The following is a 4,878-nucleotide window of genomic DNA, read 5'->3' as shown; positions in this document are numbered from 1 at the left end:
ATATTTTTAAACAATCAGAAAGTCGATACTAGGTGTGCTTTGCTAGACGCTTACATTATACCAATGGAGATAACTACTCTATGATGACCCTTATCCAAAGGTTATAATATTAAGGTCATAATATGAGTATACAAACCGTTCAAAAAATAATGAAAAAACAACCTGTTACTGTTCAGTGCAACACTCCCTTAACAGATATTATTGATACTTTAATCAGCAGTCAAAAACCACAACTTCCAGTGGTTGATAGTAATAAAGCATTAATTGGTGTGGTGTCACTTATTGATTGTCAAAAGGCATTATTAATTAGCGCTTACCATTGTGATAAACCAGTTAAGGTTAATGATGTAATGGCAAAAGAGTTTACATTTTTATCAATAAATGAAGATTTATCAGAGGTCGCCATTAAAACGCAGCACTTGTCCGAAAATATATTTCCTGTTGTCGATAATGGGAAATTAGTAGCAATAGTAAATAGAGCTGATTTATTATTACACTTGCAAAATAATTTAGCGTTATGCGCTTAATAAGTTCAACTAAAGTAGTTCACTTTACACACAAATTTACTGTACAAATGCCTTAAAGCAAGGCAGAGTTCACCTCCTTTTATGAGATGAGCAAAAATAATGAATGTAATACTGGCTATGATAGCGGCCTTTTTTTGGGGAACAACCTACGCAGTTGCGCAATATTCACTATCGGGTTGGCCTCCATTACTGCTAGGTGCTATTAGAGCATTACCAGCAGGCCTTCTATTACTAGCCATAAAACCTAGTCTCCCCAGTAAAAAAGATTGGCCTATATTAATTCGCTTAGGCTCAGTTAATATTGCCATGTTTTTTGGTTTATTATTTATTATGGCGCAAACCTTACCCTCTGCTATTTCTGGTGTTGGTATGGTTTCTCTACCTGTATTTGCGATGTTTTATTATTGGTTATTCCATAAAACCAGACCAACAAAAACACAGGTTACTTCAGGCGCAATCTTAATTTCTTTAGCCTGGCTTTTATTTGATCCTTTAAACCTAAAATTAAATCCGGTCGGACTGTTAGCGATGTTTGCAGCACTAATGAGTATTGTTATAGGCAGTAATATCATTAAAAGTTTAGGGCCTAAAATTCATTGGTGGACAGTGCTTTCATGGCAGTTAATTATCGGCGGACTATTATTAAGTGTCATTGCATTTCTACAAGCATTACATTCGCCAGAGCAATATTTAATTCCTCTGCAAAACTTTAATCTATTAAATGCCCTTGGATTAACTTGGTTAGTTGTTTTAAATACAATGTTGGCTTACGCACTATATGTTTGGTTATTAAGTAGAATGACAGTAGTTGAGTTTACATTTGCAGGGATCAGTAACCCACTTGCAGGTATCCTAACCGGATTATTATTAGTAGGAGAAAAATTTACCCTGTTCCAGTATATGCTAATGGGGTTGATCATCATGACATCTTTATTAGGCTCTTTAATCGGAACTTACTTAGAGCGTAAAAAGAAAGGCTAATAAAAACAGGGTGAATATTAACTCTCATACCAGCGTCAAAGTCTGGGTTAGAGGTGTAATACAGATAATGATAATAAAGCCCCCCCCCCGCTCATTGGTTAATGCTCGGGGTTTGATTAAGGTTTAGAGATTAAGCTTAAAAAGACTCAATCTTTCTTTTCGACAGTCACTTGAATTTTTTTGCTATTACCAGCAAACCATTTTTGAACATACAATGAACCAATAATTGGCGGCTCCCCTTCCGCAGGGACCTCTTTGTAACGGACGCTGTTTTTAGTTTCTTTTTCTATTTCAAAATTAACAATTTTATTAGCCATTTTTTAACTCTTTTTTTAATGCTTTTTTCTCTAGACGGCGACGCTTAAAGAAGGCACTTATTTTAGCTGCACATTGTTCAGCATCAACACCAGCAGTTACCTCAATTTGATGGTTTAAATGTTCATTACACACCAGGTTAAAAATACTGCCTGCAGCACCTGTTTTATAATCTCCAGCACCATAAACAAGTCGCTTAATACGAGCATGAACTAAAGCACCAGCACACATTGGACAGGGTTCAAGTGTAACGTACAAAGTACAATCAATTAAACGGTAATTTTGCAGTGCATTGCCAGCCGCTGAAATAGCTATGATCTCTGCGTGTGCACTTGCATTATGCTCTAAAATAGAGAGGTTCCAACCTTCCCCAACTATTTTATTATCTTTAACAATTACAGCACCAACTGGAATTTCCCCCACTTGCTCTGCTTTATCAGCCAATAATAATGCATACTGCATCCAATCATGATCTGTATAATGTTCTGTTTGCATTGAAAGGTTCTAATTTAAAATGAGTGAGTAATACAAGGTCGCTATTTCTGTCCCGAAAACTAAATAACTCCAACCAGCGATCGCTAAATAAGGACCAAAAGGTAGTGGGCGACTTTTTTTATCAGCGGACATAAGCAATGTAATTATGCCTATTATCGCCCCAGAAAGAGAAGATAATAAGATAATCAAGGGTAATGCCTGCCAACCGAACCAAGCACCTAAGGCCGCAAGTAATTTAAAGTCACCGTACCCCATTCCCTCTTTACCTGTTACAAGCTTAAACAACCAATATACAGACCAAAGTGCTAGATAACCAAACACAGCGCCTAAAATGGCATCTTGTAACAGTGAAAAAGAACTGGATATATTAATTAATAAGCCAAGCCACAGTAAGGGTAATGTAATTTGATCGGGCAGTAACATAGTATCTACATCAATAAATGTTAAGCATATCAAAGCCCAGGTAAAAATAAGCGCAAATAGAATAGGCCAACCAAAAGGAAGAAAATAAGCAACGCCTAAAGACATCACTCCGGTTAATAACTCAATCGCTGGATAGCGCGCTGAAATTTTACAACCACAATGTTTACAACGGCCTTTTTGTAAAAGCCAACTAAGTAGTGGGATATTCTCTGTTGAACCAATAATATGCTTACATTCAGGGCAACGTGACCGAGGAAGCACTAAATCAAAACGTTCCTCATTGACTTCGATATTCGCATCAGGAAAACTATCAGCGCAATCGGCTGCCCAACTGCGCTGCATCATAATAGGTAGCCTATAAATAACGACGTTTAAAAACGAACCAATTAAGACTCCTAGGATAAGAACAAAGCCTAAATAAAAGCTCGGCACTTGCTCCATCAATATGACGAGATCACTCATAGTTACCTTTATTTTTTAAGATGCGCAGTACTAATTAATTAGTTGCAGGACAAATCTCATCATCAGTAAAAAAGAATGCAATTTCTTGAGCAGCAGACTCAGGGCTATCTGAACCATGTACTGCGTTATAACGAGTTGATTCAGCAAAGTCTGCACGAATCGTTCCCGCTGCTGCTTGAGTAGGATCTGTTTTACCAATTAACTCTCGGTATGCAGGGATTACATCTTCACCTTCTAAAACTTGAACCATAATTGGTCCTGATGTCATAAACTCAATCAGCGGTTCGTAAAAGTCTCTTCCTTCATGTTCAGCATAAAACCCTTCTGCTTGCTCACGAGATAAAAACATCATTTTTGCAGCAACAATAGTAAAATGAGATTGCTCAAATCGTTGTAAAATAGTACCAATTAATTGTTTTTTTACTGCATCTGGTTTAATAATAGAAAGTGTTCTTTGTAATGGCATAATAAACTCTTAGGTTAAATGAAGTGAAACAGTAATATAACCTGTTCGAATAGAGGCTATCAATAGTAAACTTGTTTGTTGAGGCCTTAATAGCATATTATTTTATAAGTAAAAGACATAACTCTTCTAGAAAAGGCAAAGATGATTCGAATCTCACGGTTAAACAATAAGTTAAAGCTTCTTTACTTATTTATTTTATTGCTTGCAATATCAAGTTATTATCTTTTGCCTCGCGTCCCTAAAGAGTTGACCGTCATAGATAAAATGGGTAAGCATTCAACAGCGCTTTGCCCTCAACTCACTCCGGCCATGCCAGCACAAGCAGCGGGTTTCGTCGACGATACATTTTCACTGTTAAACTGGAATATCTATAAACAACAAAATCCGCAATGGCAAACACAATTAGAAAAGTGGTCTAGTGAAACAGATTTCATCACCTTACAAGAAGCAAAGTACGATCAACGCTTAATCGACTTTAGTGACCAAGAGCATCTCTACCCGCTACAAAATGTTGCTTTTTCTATGCAAGGGACGGATTATGGTGTCAACACATTTAGCCGTATTCAACCTTTACAAAAGTGTGCTACTCGTTATTCTGAGCCTTGGACTTATATCCCTAAAACTGGCTTAGCCAGTACTTATGCAATACGAGGTTCTCAACAAACCTTACTATTAATTAACTTACATGGCGTCAATTTCACCTTAACTTCGACCCCGTTAAAAGAACAAGTATCACCTTATTTACAACTCATCGAAGCACATCAAGGCCCGATTATTATTAGTGGTGATTTTAATACTTGGAGTAAAGCAAGAAGTGAGGAAGTCATCGACACACTTATATCAGAAGGCTTTGCAGAAACATTATTTTCCAAAGATCAACGTTTGATTGTCTTTGGTTACCCACTAGATCATGTATTTTATCGTGACTTAACGGTATTAGGTGCGCAAAGTATAGAAACGGATGCCTCTGATCATACGCCACAGCGAGTTACCTTTAGTCTGTAAATTTTATACAAAGGTATACTCATAAATAAACCAAAAGCAGAATACGAGACTTAGAAAATGAAAAAGTAATAAATTTAAAAGGGATTATTTAAAGTATCGAACAGATTGATATTTTTTATGATATTGAGAAGATTTAACTTTGGGAAGTAATTTGGAGCGGTACACGAGACTCGAACTCGTGACCCCAACCTTGGCAAGGTTGTG

General features: G+C 36.8%; 7 protein-coding genes. 3 read left to right on the top strand and 4 right to left on the bottom strand.

Annotation, left to right across the window (positions count from 1 at the left end):
* Window positions 1–122 precede the first annotated feature (122 nt).
* Together V6256_RS14810 and V6256_RS14805 are read left to right on the top strand one after the other, a co-directional pair.
* Entirely contained in the window at window positions 123–527 is a 405-nt protein-coding gene (locus tag V6256_RS14810; RefSeq protein ID WP_341599047.1) for a CBS domain-containing protein, read from the top strand.
* Window positions 528–626: 99 nt separating this feature from the next.
* Window positions 627–1,508 carry a DMT family transporter gene (locus V6256_RS14805; protein ID WP_341599046.1) on the top strand — a complete coding sequence of 294 codons (882 nt, stop codon included), beginning with the start codon at window positions 627–629 and terminating at the stop codon, window positions 1,506–1,508.
* Window positions 1,509–1,654: 146 nt separating this feature from the next.
* Here the strand turns inward: V6256_RS14805 and V6256_RS14800 are convergent, their stop codons facing one another.
* The 4 genes from V6256_RS14800 to ndk are packed head-to-tail and all read right to left on the bottom strand — an operon-like array spanning window position 1,655 to window position 3,669.
* A complete protein-coding gene (locus V6256_RS14800; RefSeq protein ID WP_341599045.1) occupies window positions 1,655–1,825 on the bottom strand; it encodes a hypothetical protein in 171 nt (56 codons plus the stop codon).
* A complete protein-coding gene (tadA, locus tag V6256_RS14795; RefSeq protein ID WP_341599044.1) occupies window positions 1,818–2,318 on the bottom strand; it encodes a tRNA adenosine(34) deaminase TadA in 501 nt (166 codons plus the stop codon). The genes V6256_RS14800 and tadA overlap by 8 nt, the downstream gene beginning before the upstream one ends.
* Before the next feature lie 9 nt (window positions 2,319–2,327).
* The gene (locus V6256_RS14790; RefSeq protein ID WP_341599043.1) at window positions 2,328–3,203 is read right to left on the bottom strand and encodes a prepilin peptidase; all 876 of its coding nucleotides are present in this window, start codon (window positions 3,201–3,203) and stop codon (window positions 2,328–2,330) included.
* A gap of 34 nt (window positions 3,204–3,237) precedes the next feature.
* On the bottom strand, window positions 3,238–3,669 hold the full coding sequence (gene ndk, locus V6256_RS14785) for a nucleoside-diphosphate kinase (RefSeq protein WP_341599042.1): 432 nt from the start codon (window positions 3,667–3,669) through the stop codon (window positions 3,238–3,240).
* 141 nt (window positions 3,670–3,810) lie between these two features.
* On the opposite strand from ndk, the gene V6256_RS14780 reads away from it, so the two are divergent.
* On the top strand, window positions 3,811–4,674 hold the full coding sequence (locus V6256_RS14780) for an endonuclease/exonuclease/phosphatase family protein (RefSeq protein ID WP_341599041.1): 864 nt from the start codon (window positions 3,811–3,813) through the stop codon (window positions 4,672–4,674).
* Window positions 4,675–4,878 lie beyond the last annotated feature (204 nt).

This window comes from Psychromonas aquatilis, from assembly GCF_038155185.1.
GTDB classification, from domain to species: Bacteria; Pseudomonadota; Gammaproteobacteria; order Enterobacterales; family Psychromonadaceae; genus Psychromonas; species Psychromonas aquatilis.
The sequence above is the reverse complement of the archived record's forward strand: the minus strand, read 5'-3'. Positions and strand labels throughout refer to the sequence as shown.

Excerpts from the sequence above, each read along its gene's own strand:
- V6256_RS14810 (WP_341599047.1), top strand. The coding sequence starts at position 123 with ATGAGTATACAAACCGTTCAAAAAATAATGAAAAAACAACCTGTTACT.
- V6256_RS14805 (WP_341599046.1), top strand. The coding sequence starts at position 627 with ATGAATGTAATACTGGCTATGATAGCGGCCTTTTTTTGGGGAACAACC.
- V6256_RS14800 (WP_341599045.1), bottom strand. The coding sequence starts at position 1,825 with ATGGCTAATAAAATTGTTAATTTTGAAATAGAAAAAGAAACTAAAAAC.
- tadA (WP_341599044.1), bottom strand. The coding sequence starts at position 2,318 with ATGCAAACAGAACATTATACAGATCATGATTGGATGCAGTATGCATTA.
- V6256_RS14790 (WP_341599043.1), bottom strand. The coding sequence starts at position 3,203 with ATGAGTGATCTCGTCATATTGATGGAGCAAGTGCCGAGCTTTTATTTA.
- ndk (WP_341599042.1), bottom strand. The coding sequence starts at position 3,669 with ATGCCATTACAAAGAACACTTTCTATTATTAAACCAGATGCAGTAAAA.
- V6256_RS14780 (WP_341599041.1), top strand. The coding sequence starts at position 3,811 with ATGATTCGAATCTCACGGTTAAACAATAAGTTAAAGCTTCTTTACTTA.